Below are 25,285 nucleotides of genomic sequence, written 5' to 3' on the forward strand. Positions count from 1 at the left end.
TTTACCCACCCCGCTTATTTTGTCAATTTGCTTTATGGCAAATAAATTAATTCCTTGAGAAGTTATTGCAAAGAACAAAAAATATTGAAAATTTTGATATAATGGATGGCTTTGATTTTTTGAAATTACTACAATGCGTCTAAAATCCCTAAAACTTGCCGGCTTTAAATCCTTTGCCAATCCCACGACATTCACCTTTAAGCACGACATTACTGCCATTGTCGGGCCGAATGGTTGTGGTAAGTCAAACGTGATTGACGCTATTCGCTGGGTGCTGGGTGAGACGTCTGCCAAACAGCTTCGTGGCGGGGCGATGAGTGATGTGATCTTCGCTGGGGTGGAAGGTCGAGCGGGCAAATCTTTGGCAAGCGTGGAGCTGACCTTTGAGCATACCCAAGATGAGGCGAGTGGCATTCGTCATGCCTTAAACTTGTATCAGGAGCTGACCTTACGCCGCCAAGTGACCAAAGATGGCAAGTCTGATTACTTCATCAATGGTCAGCGAGTGCGTCGCCGTGATGTCGTGGATGTGTTCTTGGGTACAGGTCTGGGTGCGCGAAGTTATGCGGTGATCGAGCAGGGGATGATTGGGCGAATCGTGGATTCTAGCCCGATAGAGCTACGTTCGTTCATCGAGGAGGGGGCAGGGGTGTCTCGCTATCAGGCGCGCCGTGACGAAACTCAAAAAAAGCTCGACGAAGCCCGTGATAACCTAGAGCGATTATCCGACCTACAAGGCGAATTAAAAAAACAACAGCGCACGCTCATGCGCCAAGCCGAATCCGCCAAAAGATATCAAGAGCTCTCCGATGAGCTTGCCAAAATTAATAAAGAAGATCTATTAAAGCGCATCTTTGAAGCATGGCAATATCACGAACACAAAAAAACACAGCAAGTCAGCTCATCAGAGAGCTTGAACGCGCTTGAGACTGCGGTGAATAAAGCCAAAGTGGAGCTTGAACGTCTGTCCAATAAGGTCGCCGAAGGACAATGGCTAAAAGACGACGCGCGTGACAAATACCATAATGCGCAGATGGCAGAGCAGACCGCTCAGCATAATTTTTATACCTTAAATCAAGAGCTTAGCCAAGCCGATGATAAAATCCAAAGACTAACACTCATCAAAACCGAAGCGCAAGATGGCATCGCACACGCCACAAAAGAGCTGACCAAGCTAAACGAAGAGCGTGCAAGCATTGAGCCATCATTAAAGGTGTTGGGCGATCAACTTACCCAAAAACAAGCTGAACTTAAACAACTTCAGGGCAATTGGCAAAGCATCCGAGACGATGTGAACACACTTCAAGCTCAAAAAAACACCCTAGAAAATGCCCAAAAACTTGCCGAATCTCAAAAAAGCCGCGTGCTGGCCAATCGCGAAAAATGGATCAAAAAACACAATGAGCTGGTGCTGTCTTTTGAGTCTATTGGCAAGGAGAACAGCGCTGATGCTGATGAATTGACCCGTCTGGCAGGCGAGATTAAGACGTTAAGCCTACGCCGAGAATCTTTGGCGGACGATGATGATAAAGACAAGCTTGACGAGATGACCAAGACGGTTCAATCGCTACAATCATCTCACGCCACCCTTGAGAAGCGCCATACCGCCTTGGCGAGTGAATACGATATTCTACATAAAATGGTGCATGCCAAACCAAAGGCAGAAGAGACATTAGCCAAGGCCGATGATTTTTCGCATCTGACACGCCTAAAGGACGTGGTGCGCCTGAGCCGTCAGGGTGAGAGCTTTGCTGGGGTGCTGGATGGATTCTTGGGGTTTTGGATGGATGCCAAGATCTTTGATGATTTGGCATTAAAGGCAGCTTTGGCAGCGCCGAACACCAAGGATAAACAAGCGAGCCGAGCCATCTTTAAGACAGGCGGCGGCTATGGCGTGAATGATGGCAATCTCATTGCTTTTGGGCAGTTGTTCGACGCGCCAAGATTAAAGCTGTTCGATGCTTGTTATCTGCTGGATGAAGAGCTTGATGAGCAGGCTTTATCTCGGCTAAGCGATCAGATTACAGATGGTCGATTGATCTTGACCAAGACAGGCTGGCTGATTGGCTCGTTCGGTGTGATTCATGGCTCAAGCTTTGGCGCAGAGTCGTCGCTACTTAGCCAAAAAGCTGAACACAGCAAGCGTCTGGGTCAGCTAGAAGATGAGCTGGGCGCATTAGAAGATGAGCTGGAGCAAAGCGAAAAAACACTAAAAACTCACACCGCACAGCTTGAAGCACTCAAAATCGCCCAAGATGAGAAAAGCGCGCAGATGACCGTCGTGCTCTCAAGCCTTCATAAAGTACAGCAGGCACATACGACCTTGCAGGTCAAAATCCAAACCGACGCCATCAAGCGAGAGAATTTCGCTAAGAATAAAGCCGCTCTGGATGAAGAGAAAGAAGAGATCGGAAGCGAGCTTAAAGTATTAGAAAGTCAAATAGCTGATAGCATTCAGCAGTTGAGCGAGCATCTGCCGCGTTTTGAATCGGCACAAAATACGATGACGGCCATGACCAAAAGCATGGATGAATTAAACGCTCAGGTTAAGGCACTGACAGATGAACATCAGGGGCTTCAGCTAAAAAACAGCACGCTCACCCAAGCTCTCACTCACACCCAAAGACTGCTTGAACTTGCCCAAAAGAACCTAAGTCAGGCTGAGACTGACATTCAGGTTGTCAAAGACAACGAAAAAAATCTCACCGCCAAGCTGCCACAGCTTGAGGCAGCATTCAAAGACGCCAAAGCTCAGACCGCAGCGCTTAAGGTTATCAGCGAAGAGCATGAGGCGGCCGCCAAGGCATTGCAGCTCATGCAGGTAAAACTCCAAGAGAACTTGACTGAGGCGCACACGAATTTTGCCAAGGCTCAGACAGAAGCTGCACAAATCACAGCAGATACTGCGGTGGGCGAGAGTCGTTTGATTGACTTGGGTGATGAGATGATGCGCATCGATGAAGGCTTTAATTTGCCTTCGGCGTTGGCAGATTTTCGAGCCAAAACACCAAAATTCAAGGACAATACCGCTCGCATCGATGCCATCAAGGCAGACATCGCCAAGCTGGGCGCGGTGAACCTTGCGGCCGCTCAAGAGCTTGCCGAGCTTGAAGAGCGCGTGTCGCCTATGGATACCCAGATTAATGACATCACAGAGAGTATGGCGAAGCTAAAAGACGCGATCTCTGCCATCGATGAGAAGACCAAGGCGTTATTCCTGTCTACTCTGGATGCGGTGAATGCCGAGCTTAATTCGCTATTTACCAAAGTATTCGGTGGTGGTCAGGCGAGTCTTGCGCTGATTGATGATGAGAATCTGACCAAGGCGGATAAATGGCGAGCGGGATTGGTATTGATGGCACAACCAAAAGGTAAAAAGAACAGCCGTCTGGCGGTGCTCTCTGGCGGTGAGAAAACTTTGACTGCGCTAAGCTTGATTTTTGCGATTTTTAAACAGCATCCTGCGCCGTTCTGTGTGCTTGATGAGGTGGATGCACCGCTTGATGATGCTAACGTGGGACGTTTTACCAGCTTGATTCATGAGCTTGCCGATAGCGTGCAGTTTATTTTTATCAGTCATAATAAGCTTGCCATGCAGATCGCCGATGAATTAAAAGGCATCACCATGCCAACCGCGGGCATCTCAAGTCTCGTAACGGTCAATCTAGAAGAAGCGGAAAAATACATCGAGAGCTAACGGCGCGCCAATAAAAATCCACCAAACGGTGGGTTTGTGCGTTGCTCTCTATGTTATTTTAAATATTCACTAAAGTTGGCGCGCAGTTTGGCAAGCTTTGGCGGAATGGCAAAATTACAATACGACTGAGTCGGGTTCTTGGCGAAGAAATTTTGATGATAGTCTTCTGCCTGATAGAACTCGGGTGCGGGGCGAACTTGGGTCACGACCGCGATGCCATCTGCCTTTAAGGCGCCGATCTTGTCATGAATCATATCAAGCTGAGCGTCATCGGTATAAAAAATCACCGAGGCGTACTGTGTGCCGATGTCATTGCCTTGACGGTTTAGGGTTGTGGGGTCATGCGTGGCAAAAAACACATCCAAAATCACCGAAAGATCAATGACATTCTCATCGAAAGTCACATCGATGACTTCCACGTGACCTGTCCGCCCTGTGCAGACCGCCTCATAGTCTGCGGTCTGAGCCATACCGCCTGCATAGCCTGATACGACAGATTGCACGCCTTTTAATGATAAAAATACGCTCTCTGTGCACCAAAAACAGCCACCGCCCAAGATGATGTGTTGCATAATTTTTCCTTAGTTTGCCAAAAAAATGATAGAATAATACGTTTATATAGACAAATATCACAAAATCAACCATGAACGATGATACTAAGCCTAATACGGGCAATGACACGCTATTCACCACGCCGCTGGACAAGCACGCGCGCTTTAGTTTTGATGAAGAAGTGGTGGCGTGCTTTCCTGACATGATTCGCCGCAGCGTGCCAGGTTACGGGCAGATGCTTGCGATGTTGCCGATATTTGCCAAGCGTCATTTGTCCTTTGGACAGGTTAATGAATTAGGTAAAAAAATCAGCCGCATTTATGATTTGGGCTGCTCTTTGGGTGCGGTAAGTTTTGCCTTAGCGGATAAATTTGATGCTGACGACATTGAGATTCACGCCATTGACATCTCAGTGCCGATGATTGAGCGTGCCAAATCGGTTCTTGGTGAGCATTATCCTGATCATGATATTCGCTTTGTTTTGGCGGATGTGTGCGAGATTGAATTTGAGCCATGTGACATGATTGTGCTGAATTTGACCTTGCAATTTTTACCGCCTGATGTTCGTTTGTCACTACTACATAAATGCCACGCCGCGCTGAATGAAGGTGGTATCTTAATTCTAACTGAGAAGACGCACCTAGTCGATGAGCAGGATGATGCTTGGCAGGTAGAGCGTTATTATGATTTTAAGCGTGCTAATGGCTATAGTGAGCTTGAGATCAGCGGTAAGCGTAACGCTCTGGAGAATGTGCTGATTACTGATACCTTGGATGTGCATCATGAGCGACTGGCTCAAGCTGGCTTTAGTCGTAGCCTGACATGGTTTCGGTTCTTGAACTTTGTATCGATGATTGCTTTTAAACAATAATTGATCATGAATAATACGATTTTTAATGCTGAGCAGGCGCTATATATGCACCTGCTGCAGATGAGTAAATATCACCCAAAAGCAGGCGAGTGGATCGCTGCCATGCCCAGCTGGCTGGCTGCCATCAAGGATAAACGTCGCTATGCACATGCGCCATTTTATGCCTCTGCCATTGAGCGCTTGCCGGTAGTGCCGACCATCAGCACGAATTTGAGCGATAAAGTTGAAGCTGTACTGGATTGGCAAATGGCTGATTTTAAAAAGACGCAAAGTCTGCTCATGAACCTAAAACCGTGGCGAAAGGGCCCGTTTTTCTTGTTATCTGATGACGAGAATAAGAGCATTCACATTGACACAGAATGGCGCTCAGACTTTAAGTGGGAGCGTGTAAGGTCGCATCTGGATCTACAGAATAAACGGATCTTAGATGTGGGTGGCGGCTCGGGTTATCATGGTTTTAGAATGCTTGGTGATGGCGCCAAATCGGTGATTGTCATTGATCCGTCTTGTCTGTTTTATCATCAGTTCATGGCGATGAAGCACTTTATGGGCGTGGATTTGCCTGTGCATTACATTCCTGTGCCGCTTGAGAGTCTGCCTAGCGACAGTGCGTTATTTGATGTGGTGTTTAGTATGGGGGTGTTGTATCATCGCGCATCACCGTTTGAGCATTTTGAGCAATTAAAAGGTCAGCTACAAAAGGGCGGTATGCTTGTGCTTGAGACCTTGGTGGTGGATGGCGATGAGCATACTGTGCTGGTGCCAGATGATCGCTACGCGCAAATGAATAACGTGTACTTCTTGCCAAGCGTGCCTGCTTTGACCAAGTGGCTTACCAAGGCGGGCTTTAGCGATGTTCGCTGTGTGGATGTGGATGTGACTTCAACCGATGAGCAGCGGGCGACAGCGTGGATGGATTATCAGTCTTTGGCGGACTTTTTGGATAAAGACGACCCAACTAAGACAGTAGAGGGATATCCTGCACCAAAACGCGCTGTCATGATCGCAAAAAGATAAAGGTCTTGGTCGGATGGTTAAATGAACCATTCGCCAAGCACCCATTCGATCACGAGTTTTGCCAAAAATCCAAAAAAACCCATACCTAAGGCGACAAAAATCCAAAAGGTGCCTTGTTTGCCTGCTTTCGATTTTTTGGAGATGTCCCACATGATAAAGAACAAAAACGCAATAAAAATCGGCAGTAGGATGTATAGACCTGCGGCGGTGATGGTTTCTTCTGAGACAGCTAGAATCATGGCGGTTCTCTTTTTTATTATTGATTTTGTTCTATTATAGCATAATTTTAGATGAATGAATTGAGCCAAACATGCCAAAATTACTGACTTAAGCGCGTAAAATTTTCCACTTAATTCAAAAAACTTGCTACAATATCGCATTTATGGATTTAATTTCATTAAATTTTAACTAACATGATAAATAAACAAAAACTGTCTGCCGTCTATAAAGAAACCGAAGTCCGAAAAAGCTCAGGGCTTTTGAGTTTGTTTTGGATGCTTTTGGCGATTGCAATTGGTGCGGTGATTGCTGTGCTGATCTATCGTTCACCCATCTTTGATGACAGACGTGCGACTGCGGTGCAGATCCAAGCAGAAGATGACATCTTTCCACAGGCCAATGCTGGCGATGCTTCTGCACCTCTGGGTACTGCGACGACTACCTCTTCTGAGCCGATTAACTATGAGTTTTATGACATTCTGTCCAAGCAGGATTTTCGTAGCGTGCCTGAGGGTGTCAGCGTCCAAGAATCAAATGCCAATAGCGACCGAGTGGTGGGTGTCGATGCTGTCGTTCAAGCCAAAGACGAGCCAGAAGCGAAGATTGAGATCGTAGAAGAGGATGCCACCTATGATGGTGACGATGCAGCGACAGACTCGAAAGAAGATGCCAAGCCAGCAGGGACGACTTATATTCTGCAGATTAGAAGTTATTCTGATGCGGCAGCGGCAGATGAGAAGCGTGCTCAGGTCATGCTGGCAGGCGTGGATGCAGTGATTCTGCGCCGTGTGGACAGCGCAACTCAGGCGACCTTTTATCAGGTGCTATCAGCGCCCATGTCGAGCCGTGCTGAGGTGAGTGCCGCTGCGCAAAAACTAAGCAGCAATGGCATCGATGCAGTCATCGTAGAGCAAAGACGCTAATTCATTAATCATAAAAATAACCCCTGCTAAGCCAGGGGTTATTTTTATGAGCTAAAATCAATGAGCGGTTTTGCCCGTCATTTTTTGAACAGTACATAGAACGCAAGGACGATCAATCCAGCTAATAGACCGACGATACCATTATAGGCAGTTTCGGTTAATCCGCCAAACACACCTGAGAGCGCTGCCAGATCTTCGGCTTGATGATGTAGGATGTCGATGCCGTGTACCAAGATACCACCACCGACCAAGAACATGGCAAGCGTCCCAGCGATGGATAAGAATTTCATGAGTTTCGGGGCAAAAGCTAGCAGACCACGACCAAGTTTTTGACTGCCTGCGCCAGGCTTTTGAGTGAGGCCTAGACCGACGTCGTCAATTTTTACGATCAGTGCAACCAGGCCATAAACACCGGCAGTCATCAAGATGGCGATGGCAGATAAGGCCAGAGCTTTGGTTTGTAATGTGCTGGCAGTCATGACGCCAAGCGAGATAACGACAATCTCAGCAGACAAGATGAAGTCAGTACGAATGGCGCCTTTGATTTTTTCTTTTTCGAGTGCAACCAAGTCCACTGATTCATCAGCGTTCGCTGCCAAGCGTTCGGCATGCGCATCTTCGTCATCTAGGTCATGAGGCAGCAGTTGAGGTGCGAATTTATGAACGATTTTCTCAGCGCCTTCAAAGCATAAAAACAAGCCGCCAATCATCAAAAGCGGCGTAATTAACCAAGCCGCTACCGCACTGATAATGAGTGCAGCAGGTACTAAGATTAGCTTATTGACGAACGAGCCTTTTGCCACCGCCCAGACAACGGCCAGCTCGCGATCTGCACGCACACCGGTTACTTGTTGGGCGTTTAGTGCTAGGTCGTCACCCAATACGCCTGCAGTTTTTTTGGTGGCAAGTTTAGTCATCGTTGCCACGTCATCTAGGATGGTACTGATGTCATCAAGCAACATCAATAAACTACCACCAGCCATAGGAACTCCAAATTGTTAATTTTTTAAGGTTATTTTGGTTAAAATTTGACACATTATACTCATCTTTTGGTAAAGAATTTGTAAAGTTTGGTAGTCGTGCATTGATGTTGATATATTTGAATAAAAATTTTTAATATGTGATTTAATTCTTATGAAAATTGTGGGATTTTGTGGCATAATAAGCGGATAACTGTGATTATCTGGCTGAGATTTTTGGCCTGATCTTGATGTTTTAATATTATTTGGAGATATTATGAAAGTTCAAGTTTTGGTAGCGGCATTGGCTGCAGCGGTACTGGTATCAGCGTGTGGTGACAAGCATGAAAAAGTTCATGCGGTTGATAAAGTGGCAGAGGCAGAAGCGGCCGCCATCGAAAAAGCCCCAAAGGCTGAAGAAGTGAAGTTCGACGACCACGGTCAGCCAACATTTGTTGAAGCATCTGGTGCGACCACTACAACGCCAGCAACTGATTCAGACACTGAAGCTTCTACAGATGCTGCCGTTACCACTGAAAGCAAATAATAAATTGTTCTAATTTATCCAAATTATGCGCAGATTTTGATTGTATTTTGTCTGTGCATCATTTATAATATTGCGCTTGTCTTAGCTTGATTTTGGCTAGACAATCCGCCCAGCGGAAATAACCATCCCGATTTGAGCTGATGCCCACGCCCAAGACCGTGACGCTATATAATATAATACAGCCTGATCGATGCCATCTGTCTTGTTATTAGGAGTGTCCCATGCCTTTAGTTAAGGTTAAAGAGAACGAACCAGTTGATATCGCTATCCGTCGCTTCAAGCGCGCGTGTGAAAAAGCAGGTGTATTGGCTGACGTTCGTAAAAAAGAATTCTTCGAAAAGCCAACGCAAGAACGTAAGCGCAAAAAAGCCGCTGCTGTTAAGCGTTACAAGAAAAAAGTATGGCGCGAGCAAGTTCGCACAGTACGTAAATACTAATCTATATAACAAGATTTGTATTGATAAAACCTCGAATTAGTTCGGGGTTTTTTATTTTGAGTAGATTGAATGCTAAATAAAAAAACCTGCCGCTAGGCAGGTTTTTTGAATGCGATGATTATTCGGCAGATGCTTCAGCAGGCTGTGCAATCTCGTCATGCTTAACAGTAGAGTCAGCAGTTGGACGCTGTGCGCCAGCTTCTTGAGTTTGTTGCATGTCAGCTAATGCTGCTTCATGTTTTGCTTCGTGGTCATATTCTGGACCTTCACCTACTGGATATTCGGTGCTTTCTACTTGAGAGAAATTGCTTTCTTTGTAGAAAATTTTGTCAGAAGCTTTGGTGATTGCGTTACAGCCAGTTAGTACAACTGCAGTACAGATTGCGCTTAGAGCTAGTAGTTTCATGGGTTTGATTCCTAAAAATGGATGGAAGGGGGTTAATTTAAAAGGATTATAGCAAAGTTTAAAATCATAGAAAAGATACAGATACGTTTTTGATACAAAACTTCAATTTCAGAATTGCTTGTATAAAAATCATCCACTAGGCAGTGTGGTAAGATTGCCTAGTTTGGAATTTTTTGTTCGTATTTCGAGAGATGGGCTTATGAGGGGATTTTGCCAAGCATTGCCATGAGTGAGTTTGTGCTGGGGATGGCGGTGGCGTTGGGCGTACTTGCCGTGGTGGCAATTATCATGGCAAAAACGTCCGTCAAATTACCCATTCCGCTATTATTTAAGGTCTTAACGTGGCTCATCTATGCCTTAGGATTTAAGATTTTGGGTGTGAGTATTTCGGCACTGCAACTGACAGGGCATTTGCCCCGAGACGTCGTGGATGTGCCTAGCGTGGCGTTTTTGGGGATTTATCCGAGCGTACAAGGCTTGGTGGTGCAGGCGGTGTATGTGGCAATATGTGTATTGGTGTGGTTCATGTCTGTACGCAAATCAGTTAAATAAAAGCAATCCACCGCAACAATATGAAAATTTAACTGTAAAACCATAGAAAAATTAGGTATATTATCAGCATAAACTTATAACTAATAATTAGCGAGGCAACATGCAACACCCAGCTAAAAAAATCTCTCTTGTAACCGCCTTAATCTTCGCATTAAGCGCCTGCGGTGGTGATAAAGCTCCTGAAAAAGCACCAGAGCCTGCCAAAGTAGAAACCGCACCTGCTGCTACAGCAGAGGTACCTGCGGAAAATAAAGCAGAAGTCACCCAAGAGCCGATCCAAGAACCTGCCACAGAAGCAGAGTTAGCGCAAGCACCAGAGCCTGTAGCTGAGGCGCCTACTGAGACAGCTGCTGCGCCTGTTGAGGCGCTATCTATCGAGGAAGGTAAGAAGCGTTACGAGCAAACCTGTAAGGTTTGCCATGATCAAGGGCTGCTTGATGCGCCGAAGCTTAGCGATAAAGCAGAGTGGGCAAAACGCCTAGAAAAAGGCGTTGATAAGTTGCACGAGCATTCTGCTAAGGGCTTTAATAAGATGCCTGCGCAGGCGGTAGGAGCTGTCACAGAAGCAGAAGTATATGCAGCAGTTGATTATATGCTAGAGCAAGCTAAGTAATCATTTGTATTAATTAATAATAAAAAAAACCACGTCCTAAGACGTGGTTTTGCTTCTTTTAGACTTTATCCAGTGTCTGTTCTAAGTCAGCAATCAAGTCGTCAATGTGCTCGATACCAATCGACAGTCGAACCATGTCTTCACTAACGCCGGCTTTGTCGAGCTCCTCTTCGCTTAGCTGACGGTGCGTGGTGGTGGCAGGCTAAGCTCTTGGCGTCGCCAATATTAACCAGACGCGTGAATAATTGCAGAGCGTCGATAAAGCGAGTACCGCCAACACGACCATCTTGCACACCAAAAGATAGAATGGCCGATGGTTTGCCTTTTAGGTATTTTTTGGCGAGGTTATGTTGTGGGTGCGTGCTTAGACCTGCGTAGTTCACCCAGTTTACCTTTGGGTGGTTTTGTAGATATTCTGCGATTTTTTGGGCGTTTTCGGTGTGGCGCTTCATGCGTAGCGATAGTGTTTCTAAGCCTTGTAGGATTAAGAATACATTCATAGGGCTGATTGTGCCGCCTGTGTTACGCAGTGGTACGACGTGCGCACGCCCAATGAAGGCTGCCGCACCAAGCGCTTCCACATAGTTTACGCCATGATAGCTTGGGTCAGGAGTGTTTAGAGATTTGAAGCGTTCAGCGTTATCGCCCCATGGAAATTTGCCACTATCAACGATGATACCGCCTAGGCTTGTACCATGACCGCCGATGTATTTGGTTAAAGAATGCACAACGATGTCAGCACCATGTTCAAATGGCTTTAGCAGCGCAGGCGTGGCGACAGTATTGTCCACGACGACAGGTACGCCGTATTCGTGAGCGATGGCGCTGATTGCTTCTAGGTCGATGATGTTACCCAGTGGGTTACCAATGCTTTCGATGAACACAAGCTTGGTTTTGTCATCGATTTTATCGCGTAGGCTCTTAGGATTGTCGCCATCAAAAAATCTTACGTCGATGCCTTGCTTGGGTAGGGTATGGGCGAATAGATTGTAGGTGCCGCCATAGAGCGTAGAGACTGATGCGATGTTGTCACCTGCTTCAGCCAATGTCTGAATGGTGTAAGTAATCGCTGTCATGCCTGATGCGACGGCCAGCGCTCCGATGCCGCCTTCTAATGCAGCAAGGCGCGCCTCTAACACGGCCGTTGTTGGGTTCATGATGCGGGTGTAGATGTTATCCTGTACTTTTAGGTCTCGAACAGATCCGCGCCATGCTGGGTGTCGTCAAAGGCGTATGAGGTGGTCTGATAGATGGGTACAGCGACCACCTTAGTGGTGGGGTCTGGGCTAAAGCCTGCGTGAATGGCTAGGGTCTCGTCTCTATGGGTCATGATAATCCTTATGATTAGTGATAAAATTCAAGCAATATCATAACAAAATTATCAAAAAGGACAAGGCGGGATTGTTTATAAAGTAAAAAATCCACTCGCATGGAGTGGATTTTTTGTTGGTCGGGATTAGCCACCGAAGTCATCAAGTAAGATGTTTTCATCTTCTACGCCCAAATCTTTGAGCATCTTGATAACTGCAGCATTCATCACCGGAGGACCACACATATAGAATTCACAGTCTTCTGGTGCTGGGTGGTCTTTTAGATACTCTTCATAAAGCACGTTATGAATGAATCCAGTGTAACCTTCCCAGTTGTCTTCAGGCTGTGGATCAGACAGGGCAACGTGCCATTCGAAGTTGTCGAATTCTGCTGCCAGACCGTCATAATCTTCAACGTAGAACATCTCACGCTTAGAACGCGCACCATACCAGAAGCTGATTTTACGATCTGATTTTAGGCGTTTTAATTGGTCAAAGATGTGTGAACGCATCGGTGCCATACCTGCACCACCACCGATGAATACCATCTCAGCCTTGGTGTCTTTTGCGAAGAATTCACCATAAGGGCCAGATACGGTGATCTTGTCACCTGGTTTTAGGCTAAATACATAAGATGACATCTTGCCTGGTGGGATGCCTTCAGGACCACGCGGCGGAGGACTTGCAATACGAATGTTAAACTTGATGATACCCTTTTCTTCTGGGTAGTTGGCCATCGAATAAGCACGGATCACAGGTTCATCAACCTTAGATGTATAGCGCCATAGGTCAAAGTTATCCCAATCTTCATGATATTCTTTGGCGATGTCAAAGTCTTTATAGTGTACTTCGTGCGGTGGCGCTTCTAACTGCACATAACCGCCTGCACGGAACGGTACAACTTCGCCCTCAGGAATCTTCAAGGTAAGCTCTTTTATGAACGTTGCTACGTTTTCGTTAGAGATAACCTCACATTCCCATTTTTTGACATCGAAGAATTCAGGATCGATCTCGATCTTCATGTCTTGTTTTACCGCAACCTGACACGCCAAACGCATGCCTTCACGGATTTCACCTTGAGTAAAATGACCTTCTTCGGTAGGTAGGATTGAACCACCACCGTCAAGTACTTTACAGCGACACTGACCACAAGTACCACCACCACCACAAGCTGATGATAGGAAGATACCTTCGCCAGCTAGGGTTTGTAGTAATTTACCACCTGCAGCTGTGGTGACGTTGTTGTCAGGATTGTCATTGATATTGATCGTTACCTTGCCTGAGCTGACAAGGCGCGAGCGTGCTATCAAAATCACCACCACCAAGCTCATGATAATGGCGGTAAACATGGCGACACCGCCTAATGCTGTACCAAACATGTTCTCTCCTTATAAACTCATACCGCCAAACGACATGAAGCCAAGCGACATCAGTCCGACAGTAACAAAGGTAATGCCAAGACCACGAAGTGGGGCAGGGACGTCTGAGTATTTAAGTTTCTCGCGAATACCTGCTAATGCAGCAATCGCCAACGCCCAACCCAAGCCAGAACCCACGCCATACACGACAGATTCAGCGAAGTTATAATCACGCTCTACCATGAACAGTACGCCACCCATGATGGCACAGTTTACGGTGATCAACGGAAGAAATACACCCAGAGCGTTATATAGAGCAGGTACAAATTTATCTAAGAACATCTCCAAAATCTGTACTGTGGCTGCAATCAAAGCGATGTAGCTAAGCAGACCCAGGAATGACAGATCGGTATTCGGGAAACCTGCCCACGCAAGCGCGCCATCTTTAAGAAGGAATTGGTAAAGTAGGTTGTTTAGCGGTACACAGATTGCCATTACCACGATAACAGCGATACCTAGACCGATGGCAGTTGAGACCTTCTTGGAGACTGCCAAAAACGTACACATACCCAAGAAGAAGGCAAGTGCCATGTTCTCGATGAATACGGACGTAATGAATAAACTGATGTAATGTCCCATTAGTGTCCTCCCATGCCTTTAGACTGTGGCTTCATCACAAATTCTGCTGGCTCGTGCTGATCTTTTTTCCAAAGGCGAACCAATGCAATAAAGCCTGCAATGACAAAGAATGAAGAAGGCGGTAATAACAAAAGACCGTTAGGGATATACCAGCCGCCCTCAGTCACTTTTTCAAGTAAAGTAATACCAAACCAGCTGCCATTACCGATGATTTCACGGATCGTCGCAACAAAAATCAATACTGCTGAGTAGCCCAAGCCATTACCAATACCATCTAAAAAGCTAGGTACAGGCGGATTACTCATGGCAAATGCTTCAGCTCGACCCATAACGATACAGTTGGTGATGATCAGACCGACGAATACCGATAACGAACGGCTGATTTCATAAGCGAAAGCTTGCAAAATCTGATCAACCACGATGACCAATGAAGCAATAATAACCATCTGTACAATAATACGAATGGATGAGGGAATTTTATTACGGATAATCGAGATAAAAAAGCTTGAAAATGCCGTAACTAAGGTTAGTGCGATACACATAACCAAAGCGTTTGCAACGCTTGTGGTGACCGCAAGTGCCGAGCAAATACCCAAAATCTGTAGTGCAATTGGGTTATTGTCAAAAATCGGCGTTGTTAAAATGCTTTTGGTATCAGCCATGATTACACTCCTTCGCCATTGCCTGCTTGACCAGCTTTTAGATTATCCAAAAATGGCTTATAACCATCTTCACCAATCCAGTACTGTAGTAGATTGTTCACACCGCGGATGGTCAAAGTTGCACCACTGATGCCATCAACTTGACCTTCACGCGCTGTACCTGCTTTGACAACGGCGATTTTTCTAGAACCATCTTCGTTATATAGCTCTTTATCCACCCAAGTCTCTTGCCACTGAGGCTCTTCGATGCGCGAACCTAGACCCGGAGTTTCTTTGTGTTGATAAAAATTCACGCCTTTGACAGTGTTTAAATCTTTATCCAAGGTCAAAAGACCAAAAATCGGACCCCACAAGCCAGCGCCGTGAATGGGCAGAACGATTTGATCGATCTCACCATTGGCGTCTTTTGCCAAATATACTTTCGCAAAGTTAGGCTTACCGCCAATTTTGGCGATGTCATCCACTAATGAGGTGGATAAATAAGGCGTGCGTGCTGCTTTTGACACATCATAGCCATCCACATCATTGATGCCGGCGGCTGAAATTTCTTGATCAGTGGCAAATTTACCAGTTTGCAAGTTCACCAAGCGGACATCAAAGTCGGCAAAACGCTCTGGAATGACACTGGAAGAATCTGTTTCAGGGTCATACATATCTGCTGCCATCAAGATATTTTTGTTCAAATCAAGACGGGCATTTTCTTGTTGCTTTGATTTTAACCCAACAGCAACCGCAGAAACCATCACCGAGCAGACCAAGCACAAAATCAGTGCTGTGACTGCGGTGCTAACATTACTATTTTTGGCTGACATGACGCAATCTCCGTGCTGTTTGACGTTTGATATTGGCTTGTTTGACGAAGTAGTCAAATAGTGGGGCGAACAAGTTGGCGAATAGGATGGCCAGCATGATGCCCTCTGGGAAAGCAGGGTTTACCACACGGATAACCACAGTCATAAAGCCGATCAATAGACCATAGCACCAGCGACCTGTGTTGGTATGTGCTGCTGATACAGGGTCAGTTGCCATGAATACCGCACCGAACATGAAGCCACCAATAACTAGGTGCCAATGTGGCGCAAGGCTCATCATTGGGTTTTCGCCGCCGATTAGGTTGAAGATGAATGCAGTCACCACAAGACCAATCACAGAACCTGCGATCACACGCCATGAAGCGATCTTCGTCCATAGTAGACCTACCGCGCCAATCAAGATGGCAAGGGTTGATACTTCACCGATAGAGCCTTGCATGTTACCCAAGAATGCATCTGTCCAAGTGATCACTTGACCATAGGCGTTCACGAACTGATCAGGGCTTACGCCAGCTGCTGCTAGACCTAATGGTGTCGCGCCACTAAAGCCGTCTACCGCTGTCCAGACCGCATCGCCAGACATATAAGCAGGGTAAGCGAAATATAAGAACGCACGACCAGCAAGGGCAGGGTTAAGGAAGTTCTTACCGGTACCGCCAAATACTTCTTTGGCAACAACCACACCGAAGCTAATACCTAGGGCAACTTGCCATAGTGGTACATCTGGTGGTAGTGATAGGGCAAATAGCACAGAAGTGACGAAGAAGCCTTCGTTCACTTCGTGTCCACGCACGACAGCAAAGATGATTTCCCATAGGATACCTACTGCAAAAGTCACCGCGTAGATGGGTAGGAATTGCATCGCGCCATAGACGAAGCACGCCCAGATGCTATTAGGATCATAGCCTGCCATGCCAGTGATGGCTGTGCGCCAGCCTGTTGGTTCAAGACCAAGTTGACTAATGGCAGTTAGCGCTTGAAAACCGACGTTGTACATACCCCAAAACACCACAGGGAAAGTACATAACCATACGGTAATCATGATGCGCTTTAGGTCGATACCATCACGCACGTGAGAGGCGCTGTACGTCTGAGAGCTTGGTTGACGGAAAAACGTGTCAAACATCTCAAAGACGGCATAATATTTTTCGTACTTACCACCTTTTGTGAAGGATGGCTCCATACGGTCAAAGATATTGTGAATAAATTTCATCGTTTAGCCTTCCTGCTCAATACGGGTCAAGTTATCACGCAAAATATCACCAAATTCGTATTTACCAGGTGACACAAAGGTGCATAACGCCAAATCTTCTTCATCAAGCTCAAGCGCACCAAGCTCTACTGCTTCGATGATGTCGCCTACGATGAGTGAGCGAAGTAGCTGAGTTGGCAGGTAGTCTTGTGGCATGACTTTTTCGAATGAACCGATTGGTACCATCGCACGAGGTGAGCCATTGGTAGATGTGGTAAAGTCGTATTTTTTGCCACCGAAGAACTGCGAGATGTAGATCGGCAGCATGGAGAAGCGATTTGCACCCAGGGTAAAGAAGTGCAAGGCAGGGCGTTCACGACCTTCAGCCAATGCTGATACTTGGTTGTGGAAGCGACCTAGGTAGGCAATGTTGCCAGCAGCAGCACGACCTGATAGCACCGAACCTGAGATGACGCGATTGTCATTGCCTTTAAGCTCGTTGGTGGTTAATTCTGCTAAATCAGCACCGCGAGTGGTGCGGATAAGACGTGGGTTATTAACCGCAGGGCCTGCAAGGCTAATCACGCGGTCGGTGTAGATGCGACCAGTAGTGAATAGCTTACCGATGGCGATTACGTCTTGATAGCCGATTGTCCATACACTTGCGCCGCGTCCTAGTGGGTGCAAAAAGTGAATGTGCGTGCCAGCGTTACCTGCTGGGTGCTTACCTGTAAAGCCTTCATAAACGGTGTCATTAGCGACGTTCGTTGCTTTGGCAGGTGCTGTTTCGCCATGGCAGACGTAAGTCTTTGGCGACAGCGTTGAGATAACTGCCAAGCCATCATTGAATGCATCGATGCTGTCATTAATGATGCGCACAGGATCGATGGCTAGAGGGTTGGTGTCCGTAGCGGTTACAAAGATCGCTGAAGGCACACTGTTGATTTCTGGCGTGCGACTAAAAGGACGAGTGCGGAATGCTGTCCATTCACCTGAAGCCACCAATTGTTCTTTCACTGCTTCACGATCAATAGACGCAAGGTCTGCGGCTGCATAGGCATTAAAGGTAACTTCATCTGCTGCGCTAGGGTTAGCAGCGATGACGATGCTTTCAAACACACGGCGTTCGCCACGATTCACAGAAACGATGCGACCGCTCACAGGGGCAGTATATTTAACACCCGCGCGTTTTTTGTCTTCAAACAACACTTGCCCTTTGGCGACGGTATCGCCTTCCTTTACACTCATGGTTGGACGCATACCGATATAGTCATAACCGATAAGCGCAACGTGAGTTGGCGTGTGTTCGCTAATCTCGTTGGCGGGTTCGCCCGAGATGGGCAAGTCCAAGCCTTTTTTGATGGTAATCATAAGCGGATACTTAAATTAAGACCAAAACACACCAGCGCGGGCAACCCCAAGTTAAAACGTGGCTACCTGAACGGCTGGCTACCAATTTTCCAAGAAACATCCAAAACTTACTGGCGTGGCATCGCCAACTGGTAAGTTGCTTTTGTCCAAAGGAATTTATACAAACGCCGCTTGGCATATCACAACTATATTGCTGTTATTTTGCCAAATCTGCTAAGCGTGCAATAAACCTTTCTATTATACGCTAAATTGACAAAAAATTACAGACTTTTCGGCAAATTCGCTAATAAAAATAAGGTTAAGTGAATGATTTTAATTGTCTTTTTGAATAACTGAGAAATGATTTGATATTTTTTTAAAAATGTTGCCAAATTTTGTGGGAAATTTGTTAAAATCCTTGAGTAACTATTGAAATGATTTATTGTTAATTTATATTAAAAGGTGTGTTATGTCAATGTTGATTATCCCTGCCATTGACCTAAAAGATGGCAAATGTGTACGTCTAAAACAAGGACGCATGGAGGATGATACGGTATTTAGCGATGACCCTGTGGCGATGGCGACTCAGTGGGTGGAGCAGGGTGCTAGACGTCTGCATTTGGTGGATTTGAATGGAGCGTTTGATGGTGTGCCTGTTCATAAAGATGTGGTAACAGCAATCGCCAAAGCTTATCCAGATTTGCCCATTCAGCTGGGTGGTGGGGTGCGCAGTTTATCGACGATCGAGCATTATTTGTCAGCAGGGCTAAACTACATCATCATCGGCACAAAAGCATTAGAAAATCCTGAGTTCGTTGATGAAGCGTGTCGTGAATTCCCCAACTCTATCATCGTGGGCATCGATGCCAAAAATGGCTATGTGGCAACGCACGGCTGGGCGAATGTCACCGATACCAAGGCCACTGACCTTGCTAAGCGATTCGCGGACGCGGGCGTGTCATCGATCGTCTATACCGACATCGCCAAAGATGGCATGATGCAAGGCGTGAACATCGATGAGACGGTTAATCTTGCCAAAGCGTGTGGACTGCCTGTCATTGCTTCAGGCGGCGTTACCAACATAAGTGATGTTGAGCAGCTAAAACCGTATAGCGAATACCTGCTAGGCGCGATTACAGGGCGCGCCATCTATGAAGGGACGCTGGATCTGTCGGCAGCACAGACCTTTTTGGATAAATAAGCACAATAAAAAAGAGCGAGATGATTCGCTCTTTTTTATTGGACGGCATTTAGTTGTTTTGATGGGCATTCAACACCCAAATTGTGCCATTGCTAAGTAGTAGATAAGCAATGCCTTGTGTCAACAATTCTACTCTACTGGTAATAGTTTAATAACTGTATTAAAAGTTAATAGATTAACTTGACTTTGAAATCAGGTGATGAGCAATATAATCATCCCCGCTTATCCTGCAAATGCCAAAATGATGCAATGGCTCGTGTTAATCATAGTATGGCTTTTTCAATTTTGTGATATAAAAGCAATGTATGGCAAAGTGCTATAAGTACAGCTAAATCATCCTTTTGCGAAAATCACTGGGTGACAAACCTGTAAGCTGCTTAAACTGTCTACTAAATGCACTGTGGTCTGTATATCCGCACTGAATGGCAATCTCAATCACCGATTCATTGGGGTTTTGTAGTAATTTGACAGCTTTTTCTAGACGAATTTTTTGCAACATTTGCTGTGGTGATAGGTTTAATACTGAACGAAATAGTCTCTCCAGTCCAGAAATACTAAGTCCTGCTATGGTTGCAAGTTTATTGATGGTAATTTTGTGCTCAGCATTGTCTTGCATATAATTAATGATTACTGCAAGCTTTTCATGGGCTTTTAATTTGTAGCTATTATCCTTGTCAATATCAATGGAAACACCGACCATTGCTATGATTTCATTTGTTTTATTATAAATTGGGATTTTGTGTGTAATGCACCAACCTAGCTTGCCAGATGGATAAGTATGTAGTTCTAACCTGTCTACGATGGGAGAGCCTTCCAAAACTTTTAGGTCTTGTATCATATACTCCCTCCCTTGTTTGTCGCCAAACATCTCAGTAGGAGTTCTGCCAATAATTTGTGCATCATTATTGACATCTAGCCTAGTTTTTAACGTTTGATTCACCGCCATGTATTGTGCTTGAGTGTTTTTTATAAAAAACACTGTTGAGCTTAGCAGATCAAGAAGGGGAATGATGGCTTGGATACTGGTGATGAAGCTATCAAAATCATTAACCAGATATTGGATATCGGCACTATTTTTATTAAACCCTAGTATTTGTAATTGGGGTAAGGCGTATGTGTGCATGCTTTTTGCTCCAAAGTATGGTGCATTGTATCAAATCTGAATGATTGATTGTATGCAAATTGTGCTAAATTCGGCGTTTTTTTAAAGAAATATATCAAGCTTGGTTTTTAAAAAATCACTAACATAAACTCAAGGATTAATTGAGGCATTAAAACAGGAATAAGATTTATGAGTCATCAAAATTTTTCTCTACACCTAATTGACTCGCACACAGGAGGTGAGCCTACACGCATGATTTATAAGGGATTTCCTGAATTGATTGGACGGAGTGTTGCTGAGAAGTTGAAGGATTTTAAACAAAATTATGACCATCTTCGCCGATCTATTATCTTGGAACCTCGTGGTAGCGAAGTGATGGTTGGTGCCTTGCTTGTGCCGCCAAGTGATGATTCTGCTGTGGCAGGTGTTATCTTCTTTAATAATGAAGGATATCTTGGCATGTGTGGACATGGCAGTATTGGCGTGATTACTTCTTTGGCCTATCAAGGGAAAATTGGTGTTGGCGATCATCGATTAGAAACTCCAGTTGGGATTGTTACAGCAACACTGCATGAAGATGGTAGTTGTAGCATTCGTAATGTGCCATCTTATCGTTACCGCAAACAAGTGGTGGTAAATGTACCTGACCTAGGCATTATCCATGGTGATATCGCATGGGGTGGTAATTGGTTCTTCTTAATCAATGATCATGGGCAAGATTTGCAACCTTCAAATATCAAGCAATTAACGCAAGTGAGTCTAAAAATTAAATCAGCGCTTAAAAATCAGGGTATTACAGGTGATGATGGTGGCGAGATTGATCATATTGAACTGTTTGGCAAATCTAATATCGCTGATAGCAAAAGTTTCGTTCTTTGTCCAGGTGGGGCGTACGATCGTTCACCCTGTGGGACAGGCACTAGTGCCAAAGTTGCTTGTTTGGCTGCTGATAATAAACTTAAGCCAACCACCATTTGGCGGCAGGAAAGTATCATTGGTAGCGTATTTTTGGCAAGCTATGAGCTTGGTGATGATGGCTATAATCAATCTGAAAGCGTAACAATTATCCCAACAATCAGAGGAAGTGCGTATATTAGTGCTGAAACCAAACTTGTAATGCAGGCGCATGATCCATTTCGTTGGGGGTTTTAAAATGAGTGAAATTAAGACTGATGCTGATTTTTATATCATTGGTGGCGGTGTGATTGGATTGTGTACGGCAATGCGATTGCAGTCTCAAGGTCAGTCTGTGGTAATTTTGGAGGCTGGTACGGTAGGTGCTGGTGCTTCTTTGGGCAATGCAGGACATATTGCAACGGAGCAGGTTTTTCCCATTGCAGATCCAAGCGTTATTAAGCAACTACCCTCAATGCTCTTTGATCCGCTTGGTCCGTTGAGATTGGATTGGGCTTATTTGCCAAAACTGTTTCCGTGGGCAATCAAGCTGTTGTTATCTATGAGAGATGAGTCATTTCAAAGAACTCATGAGGCGTTAAAGCAGATAAATGGTGTTAGCCTATCTGCTTGGCAGAATTTTGCAGACAAGTGGGGCTTGGATAAGTGGGTTCATACTCACGGCTCTCTGCTGACAGCTGAATCCCAATCTTCTTTATTGCAACTAAAGCAACATGGTGAGAAATTAGCTGCTCTTGGTGTGGCAAATGACTTTGTTTCTCAAGATGAGCTGGCAGAACGAGAGCCTGCATTGGCAAGCAATCAATTAGGTGCGTTATTTTTCCCTAATACCGGTCATATCAGTAATTTAGAGGGGGTATACAAAGTATTGATTGCTCACTTTGTTGGAATGGGTGGTGTCATTTGCGAGAATTGTAAGGTCAATAAAATTGACGCCACAGAACAGACTGTGCGTTTGATAACTACTAAGGGTGAGATTCTTGCTCCGCACATTATAATTAGTGCAGGAGCATTCTCAAAACCCTTGGTAATGCAAGCGACAGGCGTTGAAGTTGCACTGGACACAGAGCGGGGCTATCATTTGATGCTACCCAATGAATCAAGCCGTCTTTGCGTGCCCGTAACAAGCATGGACCGTCGTTTTATTATGACGCCGATGTATGCAGGACTTAGATTGGCGGGTACGGTTGAATTTGCAGGGCTTAAAAAGCTGGCCAATATGCAGCGTGCTTATAACCTGCTTAAGCTTGCCAACCCCATGTTTAAGCAAAATTTAGATGATTCACAATCTGAACCTTGGATGGGATTTAGACCTTCTACAGCAGATTCATTACCTGTTATTGATAAGCTTGGAAGGGTCTATCTGAATTTTGGACATCAGCATTTAGGGCTAACACAAGCAGTGATCAGTGCACAACTAATTAGTGATTTGTACTTTAATCAACCATCAGCTATTGATCGCAATCCGTATAAGCTAGAGCGATTTGGTCGCTCTAATATAGGTGATTTTGATTGACAGTTAATTTAATTAAACATAGCTAAATTAAGGAGAAGCTATATGAATATCCATGGTATTTTGGTGCCAATTGTTACTCCATTTGACAAAAATGGTGCAGTGGATGTGCCAACATTGCAAAAGTTGGTTAATTCTTTTATTGACAAAGGTGTGGCTGGTATCGTTGCTTGCGGTACAACTGGTGAATACTACACCTATCACAAAAAGAGCGTGAAGTGGTAATGACAACCATCGCCAAGCATGCCAAAGGCAAAGTCAGTCTGATTGCTGGGGTGAATAGTTTGTCAACTGACCACACCATTGAGCTTGCTCATCAAGCCAAGGAGATGGGTTATGAGGGGTTAATGCTATCAACAAACCCATATAGTCTGCCGGAACAAGCAGGCATTATTGCTCATTTTGAAAAAGTGGCCGATGCGGTAAAACTGCCAATCATTATGTATAATTTTCCTGCTCGAGTGGGTGTGAATATTGAATTTGAAACTGTTGAGCGTTTATCTAAGCATCCTTACATTGTGGGCATCAAAGAAAGTAGTGGTAATTTTAGCCACGCACTTCGTATGCTACAAGCTAAGTTTGAAAATTTTGAGATTGTTTGTGGCTGTGATGATCAGCCTGTTGACTTCTTCTTTTGGGGGGCAAGAAGTTGGATTGCGGGGGCTGCTAATGTCTTTCCAGAAGAGCAAGTTGCGATTTATCAAGCTGCTTGCAATGGCGATTGGGATGAGGCACGCCGTATTATGACAGAGATTTATCCCGCCATTCATTCAATGGAATCTGGCGATTATAATCAAAAAGCCAAAATTGGTTGCTTGAAAGGTACAATTGATGTTGGTGGCGTACGCTTGCCATTGGTTGATGTTCGTGATGAAGATAAACAAGCGTTTTTATCATTGTTAAATGGTTAAGGTTGTGTATTATGATGGCAAAAAATAAAGAAGCTGTTTTTGAGGCAGCAAAGCAGGGTGTATTGTATGCAGGCAATTTAATTGTTGATGCCAGTCCGTGTCAAGCCACAATGCCAAACACTACTCCAATTGACAACAGTGTCATTGGTAAAATTGACGATGCCACCGAAGAGCATGTCAATCAAGCGGTGGCATCAGCTCGTAATTGCTTTAATAAAGGTACTTGGAGGGATAAGCATCCTGCTGAACGAAAGAAGATTATGCAAGCATGGTCGGATCTACTAAAAGAACATGTCGAAGAATTGGCGGCATTGGACTGTATTGATGCAGGCAAGCCAATTAGTGAGTGCATCAATACCGATATGCCAGCAACGCTAGATACTTTTGATTGGTATGCTGAGGCGATTGATAAGGTTTTTGGCAAAGTTGCACCAACGGATAATGGTGTTGTTTCATGGATTGTTAAAGAGCCGATTGGTGTGGTGGGTGCTGTACTACCATGGAACTTTCCAGCTCAAATGTTTGCATGGAAAGTAGCACCTGCACTCATCATGGGCAACAGCGTTATTGTAAAGCCTGCTGAGCTTACCAGTCTTTCAGCGTACCGCATGATTGAATTGGCTTATGAGGCAGGTGTACCAAAAGATGCCCTGCAGATGATCTGTGGTCGAGGTGAAGTGGTGGGTGCTGCTATTGGCAAGCATATGGATATTGATATGGTATCCTTTACTGGTTCAACCGAAGTTGGGCGTTTATTCTTGCAGTATTCGGCACAAAGTAATCTTAAAGAGATTGTTTTGGAGTGTGGGGGTAAAAGTCCGCAGATTATCTTTGAGGATGCTATCATTGATGAAAATATGATTAACAATGTACTATCTGCAGCATTTTGGAATATGGGTGAAAACTGTAGCTGTGGCTCTAGATTATTGGTGCATAGCAGTAAAAAGCAGCTTCTACTTGAAAAGTTGATTGAAGGCTTGTCTGCTTGGAAAATTGGCGACCCACGCCATGACGATGTTGTCTTAGGACCCATGATTGAACAAGCACACTTGAACAAGGTGGTTCATTACCTAGAAACCGCCAAATCAGAGGGGGCGTCACTGGCAACGGGTGGCAATTTGCTTTCAGACTTGGGTAGTGGATGGTATATCGAGCCGACGATTTTTGATAATGTGACTGCTGACATGACTTTGTTTAAAGAGGAGGTATTTGGTCCTATTTTGGCTGTGACGACATTTGAGAGTAGGGAAGAAGCTATCAATTTGGCGAATGATAGCAGTTACGGTCTAGCTGCATCGTTCTATACCCAAAGTCTTAAGTGTGCATTGACGGTTGCCAGAAAAATACAAGCAGGCACAATATCTATTAATGGATTTTCAGAGGGTGACATCACAACCCCATTTGGTGGCTATAAGCAATCAGGATTTGGTGGTCGAGATAATGGGATTGAGGCGTTGGAGCAATACTGTCAAACCAAGACCATTTGGGCGATTTGCTAAGTAATAAGGACATTCAAGACCCTACCAT

23 protein-coding genes and 2 pseudogenes are annotated in these 25,285 nt (G+C 45.1%); 13 read left to right on the plus strand and 12 right to left on the minus strand.

The genetic code is table 11. From position 1 onward, the window contains the following. Positions 1 to 133 precede the first annotated feature (133 nt). The gene (gene smc, locus DYD54_RS02105) at positions 134 to 3,697 is read left to right on the plus strand and encodes a chromosome segregation protein SMC (protein ID WP_063513562.1); all 3,564 of its coding nucleotides are present in this window, start codon (positions 134 to 136) and stop codon (positions 3,695 to 3,697) included. 53 nt (positions 3,698 to 3,750) lie between these two features. Here the strand turns inward: smc and msrA are convergent, their stop codons facing one another. Further along, positions 3,751 to 4,269: a peptide-methionine (S)-S-oxide reductase MsrA gene (msrA, locus tag DYD54_RS02110; RefSeq protein WP_063513563.1), complete on the minus strand. Its 519-nt coding sequence runs from the start codon at positions 4,267 to 4,269 to the stop codon at positions 3,751 to 3,753. 71 nt (positions 4,270 to 4,340) lie between these two features. On the opposite strand from msrA, the gene cmoA reads away from it, so the two are divergent. Then, a complete protein-coding gene (gene cmoA / locus DYD54_RS02115; protein ID WP_063513564.1) occupies positions 4,341 to 5,120 on the plus strand; it encodes a carboxy-S-adenosyl-L-methionine synthase CmoA in 780 nt (259 codons plus the stop codon). A 6-nt stretch (positions 5,121 to 5,126) separates the two neighbouring features. Continuing rightward, positions 5,127 to 6,137 (plus strand): tRNA 5-methoxyuridine(34)/uridine 5-oxyacetic acid(34) synthase CmoB, encoded by a 1,011-nt coding sequence (cmoB, locus tag DYD54_RS02120; protein ID WP_172459587.1) that lies wholly within the window; start codon positions 5,127 to 5,129, stop codon positions 6,135 to 6,137. A gap of 17 nt (positions 6,138 to 6,154) precedes the next feature. Here cmoB and DYD54_RS02125 read toward each other — a convergent pair whose 3' ends face one another. Then, positions 6,155 to 6,376, minus strand: coding sequence for a DUF2788 domain-containing protein (locus DYD54_RS02125; RefSeq protein ID WP_063513565.1), 222 nt, complete (start codon positions 6,374 to 6,376; stop codon positions 6,155 to 6,157). Between the two features lie 174 nt (positions 6,377 to 6,550). Here DYD54_RS02125 and DYD54_RS02130 point away from each other — a divergent pair, with 174 nt between their 5' ends. Next, entirely contained in the window at positions 6,551 to 7,279 is a 729-nt protein-coding gene (locus tag DYD54_RS02130) for an SPOR domain-containing protein (protein ID WP_063513566.1), read from the plus strand. Positions 7,280 to 7,356: 77 nt separating this feature from the next. On the opposite strand, the gene DYD54_RS02135 is transcribed toward DYD54_RS02130, so the two are convergent. Then, positions 7,357 to 8,262, minus strand: coding sequence for a DUF808 domain-containing protein (locus DYD54_RS02135; RefSeq protein ID WP_063513567.1), 906 nt, complete (start codon positions 8,260 to 8,262; stop codon positions 7,357 to 7,359). 253 nt (positions 8,263 to 8,515) lie between these two features. Here DYD54_RS02135 and DYD54_RS02140 point away from each other — a divergent pair, with 253 nt between their 5' ends. Beyond that, positions 8,516 to 8,785 (plus strand): hypothetical protein, encoded by a 270-nt coding sequence (locus tag DYD54_RS02140; RefSeq protein ID WP_063513568.1) that lies wholly within the window; start codon positions 8,516 to 8,518, stop codon positions 8,783 to 8,785. A gap of 221 nt (positions 8,786 to 9,006) precedes the next feature. Further along, the gene (gene rpsU / locus DYD54_RS02145; RefSeq protein WP_036365938.1) at positions 9,007 to 9,222 is read left to right on the plus strand and encodes a 30S ribosomal protein S21; all 216 of its coding nucleotides are present in this window, start codon (positions 9,007 to 9,009) and stop codon (positions 9,220 to 9,222) included. A 118-nt stretch (positions 9,223 to 9,340) separates the two neighbouring features. Here the strand turns inward: rpsU and DYD54_RS02150 are convergent, their stop codons facing one another. Next, the gene (locus DYD54_RS02150) at positions 9,341 to 9,628 is read right to left on the minus strand and encodes a hypothetical protein (protein WP_063513569.1); all 288 of its coding nucleotides are present in this window, start codon (positions 9,626 to 9,628) and stop codon (positions 9,341 to 9,343) included. Positions 9,629 to 9,838: 210 nt separating this feature from the next. Here DYD54_RS02150 and DYD54_RS02155 point away from each other — a divergent pair, with 210 nt between their 5' ends. Together DYD54_RS02155 and DYD54_RS02160 are read left to right on the plus strand one after the other, a co-directional pair. Then, positions 9,839 to 10,180, plus strand: coding sequence for an FTR1 family protein (locus tag DYD54_RS02155; protein WP_063513570.1), 342 nt, complete (start codon positions 9,839 to 9,841; stop codon positions 10,178 to 10,180). Positions 10,181 to 10,280: 100 nt separating this feature from the next. Further along, a complete protein-coding gene (locus DYD54_RS02160) occupies positions 10,281 to 10,793 on the plus strand; it encodes a c-type cytochrome (protein ID WP_063513571.1) in 513 nt (170 codons plus the stop codon). Between the two features lie 58 nt (positions 10,794 to 10,851). On the opposite strand, the pseudogene DYD54_RS02165 reads toward DYD54_RS02160, so the two are convergent. The 7 genes and pseudogenes from DYD54_RS02165 to DYD54_RS02195 all read right to left on the minus strand — a co-directional run bounded on the left by DYD54_RS02165 (position 10,852) and on the right by DYD54_RS02195 (position 18,137). Further along, a pseudogene (locus DYD54_RS02165) lies at positions 10,852 to 12,123 on the minus strand (O-acetylhomoserine aminocarboxypropyltransferase/cysteine synthase family protein). A 126-nt stretch (positions 12,124 to 12,249) separates the two neighbouring features. After that, on the minus strand, positions 12,250 to 13,482 hold the full coding sequence (nqrF, locus tag DYD54_RS02170; RefSeq protein WP_063513572.1) for an NADH:ubiquinone reductase (Na(+)-transporting) subunit F: 1,233 nt from the start codon (positions 13,480 to 13,482) through the stop codon (positions 12,250 to 12,252). 9 nt (positions 13,483 to 13,491) lie between these two features. Then, positions 13,492 to 14,100: an NADH:ubiquinone reductase (Na(+)-transporting) subunit E gene (gene nqrE, locus DYD54_RS02175; protein WP_063513573.1), complete on the minus strand. Its 609-nt coding sequence runs from the start codon at positions 14,098 to 14,100 to the stop codon at positions 13,492 to 13,494. After that, complete coding sequence (locus tag DYD54_RS02180; protein WP_036365960.1) at positions 14,100 to 14,762, minus strand: NADH:ubiquinone reductase (Na(+)-transporting) subunit D; 663 nt, start codon at positions 14,760 to 14,762, stop codon at positions 14,100 to 14,102. Before DYD54_RS02180 ends, nqrE begins: the two co-directional genes overlap by 1 nt. A gap of 2 nt (positions 14,763 to 14,764) precedes the next feature. After that, the gene (locus DYD54_RS02185) at positions 14,765 to 15,574 is read right to left on the minus strand and encodes a Na(+)-translocating NADH-quinone reductase subunit C (protein ID WP_063513574.1); all 810 of its coding nucleotides are present in this window, start codon (positions 15,572 to 15,574) and stop codon (positions 14,765 to 14,767) included. Beyond that, positions 15,558 to 16,787, minus strand: a complete 1,230-nt coding sequence (locus tag DYD54_RS02190; protein ID WP_063513575.1) for an NADH:ubiquinone reductase (Na(+)-transporting) subunit B — start codon at positions 16,785 to 16,787, stop codon at positions 15,558 to 15,560. The genes DYD54_RS02185 and DYD54_RS02190 overlap by 17 nt, the downstream gene beginning before the upstream one ends. 3 nt (positions 16,788 to 16,790) lie before the next feature. Then, positions 16,791 to 18,137, minus strand: a complete 1,347-nt coding sequence (locus DYD54_RS02195) for a Na(+)-translocating NADH-quinone reductase subunit A (protein WP_063513576.1) — start codon at positions 18,135 to 18,137, stop codon at positions 16,791 to 16,793. 454 nt (positions 18,138 to 18,591) lie between these two features. Between DYD54_RS02195 and hisA the strand changes: the two genes are divergently transcribed. Then, on the plus strand, positions 18,592 to 19,317 hold the full coding sequence (gene hisA / locus DYD54_RS02200) for a 1-(5-phosphoribosyl)-5-[(5-phosphoribosylamino)methylideneamino]imidazole-4-carboxamide isomerase (RefSeq protein WP_063514927.1): 726 nt from the start codon (positions 18,592 to 18,594) through the stop codon (positions 19,315 to 19,317). Positions 19,318 to 19,645: 328 nt separating this feature from the next. Here hisA and DYD54_RS02205 read toward each other — a convergent pair whose 3' ends face one another. After that, positions 19,646 to 20,440 (minus strand): AraC family transcriptional regulator, encoded by a 795-nt coding sequence (locus DYD54_RS02205; protein WP_084260562.1) that lies wholly within the window; start codon positions 20,438 to 20,440, stop codon positions 19,646 to 19,648. 168 nt (positions 20,441 to 20,608) lie between these two features. On the opposite strand from DYD54_RS02205, the gene DYD54_RS02210 reads away from it, so the two are divergent. The 4 genes and pseudogenes from DYD54_RS02210 to DYD54_RS02225 all read left to right on the plus strand — a co-directional run bounded on the left by DYD54_RS02210 (position 20,609) and on the right by DYD54_RS02225 (position 25,257). Then, on the plus strand, positions 20,609 to 21,571 hold the full coding sequence (locus tag DYD54_RS02210; RefSeq protein ID WP_046696138.1) for a proline racemase family protein: 963 nt from the start codon (positions 20,609 to 20,611) through the stop codon (positions 21,569 to 21,571). 1 nt (position 21,572) lies between these two features. Then, positions 21,573 to 22,850 (plus strand): NAD(P)/FAD-dependent oxidoreductase, encoded by a 1,278-nt coding sequence (locus DYD54_RS02215; protein WP_063513577.1) that lies wholly within the window; start codon positions 21,573 to 21,575, stop codon positions 22,848 to 22,850. A gap of 42 nt (positions 22,851 to 22,892) precedes the next feature. Continuing rightward, positions 22,893 to 23,758 (plus strand): annotated as a pseudogene (gene dapA, locus DYD54_RS02220) (4-hydroxy-tetrahydrodipicolinate synthase). Between the two features lie 11 nt (positions 23,759 to 23,769). Continuing rightward, a complete protein-coding gene (locus DYD54_RS02225) occupies positions 23,770 to 25,257 on the plus strand; it encodes an aldehyde dehydrogenase (protein WP_063513578.1) in 1,488 nt (495 codons plus the stop codon). Positions 25,258 to 25,285: the final 28 nt, after the last annotated feature.

Source organism: Moraxella ovis (assembly GCF_900453105.1).
Classification (GTDB): Bacteria; Pseudomonadota; Gammaproteobacteria; order Pseudomonadales; family Moraxellaceae; genus Moraxella; species Moraxella ovis.